This window comes from Siminovitchia fortis, from assembly GCF_007681465.1.
GTDB classification, from domain to species: domain Bacteria; phylum Bacillota; class Bacilli; order Bacillales; family Bacillaceae_C; genus Siminovitchia; species Siminovitchia fortis.
The window spans coordinates 1-2,460 of sequence record NZ_VEKZ01000118.1; the positions used below are offsets into that span (position 1 = coordinate 1).

Genomic DNA, 2,460 nt, shown 5'->3' on the forward strand with positions numbered 1-2,460 from the left:
CGTAAGCGTCAAATAATCCCCACCTGTTTTCAGATGGGGATTTGATTTATGCTTTATTTAGATTTATTAGGAACACGGCAGTCCTGCGGGAGTGTCGATGACCATGGCAGGTATTCAGCCAATTTTTCTTTATCCGTCGTATCGATATTGGGAAGCTCCTGAAATAGATAGCTAAGGTAGTTAAACGGATTCAATCCGTTTTCCTTGGCTGTCTCCACAACACTATAGATAATCGCACTGGACTTGGCTCCTTTTGCGGTGTTGCTAAACAGCCAGTTTTTGCGGCCAATCACAAAAGGCTTGATAGACCGTTCCCCGCGATTGTTATCAATCTCCAAATGTCCGTCCTCTAAAAATACCACTAATCGGTCCCATTGGTTACGGCAATATTTGATGGCTTGGCCAAGTGCACTTTTTGGCAGTACGCGCGGCGTTTGCTCTTTAAGCCATACCAAAAAAGCCTCCAGCACTGGTTGGCTGAGTTCCTGTCGCGCTTCATGGCGCTCTTGCGGACTTACATCCTTGAGGTTGCGCTCGATTTCAAACAGTCGATTACAATAGGCCAAGCCTTCCTTTGCTTTGACTGCGGAAGTGCTCGCGGATTCAGGCAGTGCCTGCAGGGCCTCGGTGAATTTCCGGCGGGCATGTGCCCAGCACCCGACCAGCTTCACACCAGAGATGCCATTGTAACCGGCATACCCGTCCACATGCATATATCCTTGGAAGCCATCCAAAAAACGGCGCGGGTGTTTGCCTGCACGGGTTTGCTGGTAATCATATAAGACGATAGGTGTATCTTCACGCCCGGTGCGGTAAAGCCAGATATAGGAAGTCGACGATGCAGGACGTTCCGGCTCGGATAGGACTTGCAGAGTGGTTTCATCCGCATGCAGACGATCCTTCTCCAGAAGGTTCGCATGCATCTCCTCATAAATTGGGCTAAGCCAGGTTTCTGCCCCATATATCATCCAATTGGCCAGCGTTTGGCGTGAAATGGACACCCCGAAGCGCTCCAAGTGTTTCTCCTGGCGGTACAGGGGCATGCTTTCAACATATTTCTGCGTCATGGTATAAGCCATTGCTGAAGGGGACGCCAAACTACCCGGATAAACAGACTCCGGCATTTTTGCTGTTACGATAGGTGTTTCCAACTCATTACGCTCGCAGTGGCGGCAACTATATACGTGGCGTACATGCTCGACCACTTTGACTTGCGCAGGAATGATTTTCAGTTCTTTGCGTACTTCTGTGCTCATTTCGTGCATCGCGCCGCCGCAACACGAACAGACCTGCTCCTCATCAGATAAACGATAGTTGATCGTCTCTGTAGGCAGGTTCTCAAGCATACGTTCACGTTGGCCACGCTGTTTTTTGCGTTTATATGTAACCGTCTCGATTGTTGGCTCTTCAACCGCCGGGTCAGCTGTAACCTCGGCTTCATTGAAAAGAGAAATCTGGTCCGGGGTCGTCTTCTCGCTGGAAGCCCCGAATCTGCGCTGCTGGCTAAGACGAAATTGCTCTTCATACCATCTTAGCTTTGCCTGCAACTCTTCCTTTTCCATTTCGAGCTTCTCGTTGAGCGCTTGGTAATATTCAATTGTACCCTTTGAAGTTTGCGCTGTCTTTTCCATACATCCAGTATACGGAAAAGAACCCGGCTTGCCTAGCCGGATTCCCGTATTTGTATATTTCACATTTCTATATAATGGTCCGGGCTGTTACCTCACCGTGTGCCTGTTTTTGTTCAAGGGGTAAGCCATCCAGCAGCCAGCGCAGCTGGCGCGGACTGATGTTCATGGGCGCCGCATCATTATCCGACGGCCAGTGGAAAGTCCCTCTTTCCAGCCGCCGGTAATGAAGCCAGAAGCCGTTATGTTCCCACTGGAGGATTTTCAGCTTGTCGCGTTTCCGATTACAGAACACAAATAAGCAGGGGGAGAAGGGATCGAGCTCAAAGCACTCCTGGACAATGACGGCCAGTCCATCAATCGATTTGCGGAGGTCTGTGCTGCCACGTGCCAGATAGACTCGTTCAACCTGCGAATTGGTCAACATTGGCTCTGCAGCACATGAACAACATCGGACAATAAGCCCATATTGGCTCCTGTTCGTACTTCCACTGATATCGCACCAAAGTGTAGCAGGATAGGCCCTTGTCCTGAAGAAGGCAATGCTTCTTCATCCACCTGAACGGTCAGCCACTGTGTCTGGGCAGAAGTTTCTTCACTACCACCGCCGCGCTTAAACTGTCGCACCCAATAATACATTTGGTGGACTTGTATTTCCTGATCCCGGCACCATTTCGCTACACTCTGTCCACTCTCTTTCCAAGCATAATATCTGGCTTTCCATTCTATTCTTTTGTCTTTTAAGGTCATCGCAAAACCTCCCGAATAATTTCTAAGAAGATTATCCCACGGCTGACCTATGAATAGAATGTGTGTTTTATTTGACGCTTAC

General features: G+C 49.2%; 3 protein-coding genes. All 3 read right to left on the reverse strand.

Annotation, left to right across the window (positions count from 1 at the left end; genetic code table 11):
• Positions 1 to 53: 53 nt before the first annotated feature.
• Positions 54 to 1,631 carry an IS66 family transposase gene (gene tnpC / locus FS666_RS19060; RefSeq protein WP_144463766.1) on the reverse strand — a complete coding sequence of 526 codons (1,578 nt, stop codon included), beginning with the start codon at positions 1,629 to 1,631 and terminating at the stop codon, positions 54 to 56.
• Between the two features lie 67 nt (positions 1,632 to 1,698).
• On the reverse strand, positions 1,699 to 2,052 hold the full coding sequence (gene tnpB / locus FS666_RS19065; protein WP_222119510.1) for an IS66 family insertion sequence element accessory protein TnpB: 354 nt from the start codon (positions 2,050 to 2,052) through the stop codon (positions 1,699 to 1,701).
• Positions 2,049 to 2,378 carry an IS66 family insertion sequence element accessory protein TnpA gene (tnpA, locus tag FS666_RS19070; protein ID WP_144463764.1) on the reverse strand — a complete coding sequence of 110 codons (330 nt, stop codon included), beginning with the start codon at positions 2,376 to 2,378 and terminating at the stop codon, positions 2,049 to 2,051. The genes tnpB and tnpA overlap by 4 nt, the downstream gene beginning before the upstream one ends.
• Positions 2,379 to 2,460: the final 82 nt, after the last annotated feature.

Coding starts and splice junctions, on each gene's coding strand:
- tnpC (WP_144463766.1), bottom strand. CDS start 1,631: ATGGAAAAGACAGCGCAAACTTCAAAGGGTACAATTGAATATTACCAA.
- tnpA (WP_144463764.1), bottom strand. CDS start 2,378: ATGACCTTAAAAGACAAAAGAATAGAATGGAAAGCCAGATATTATGCT.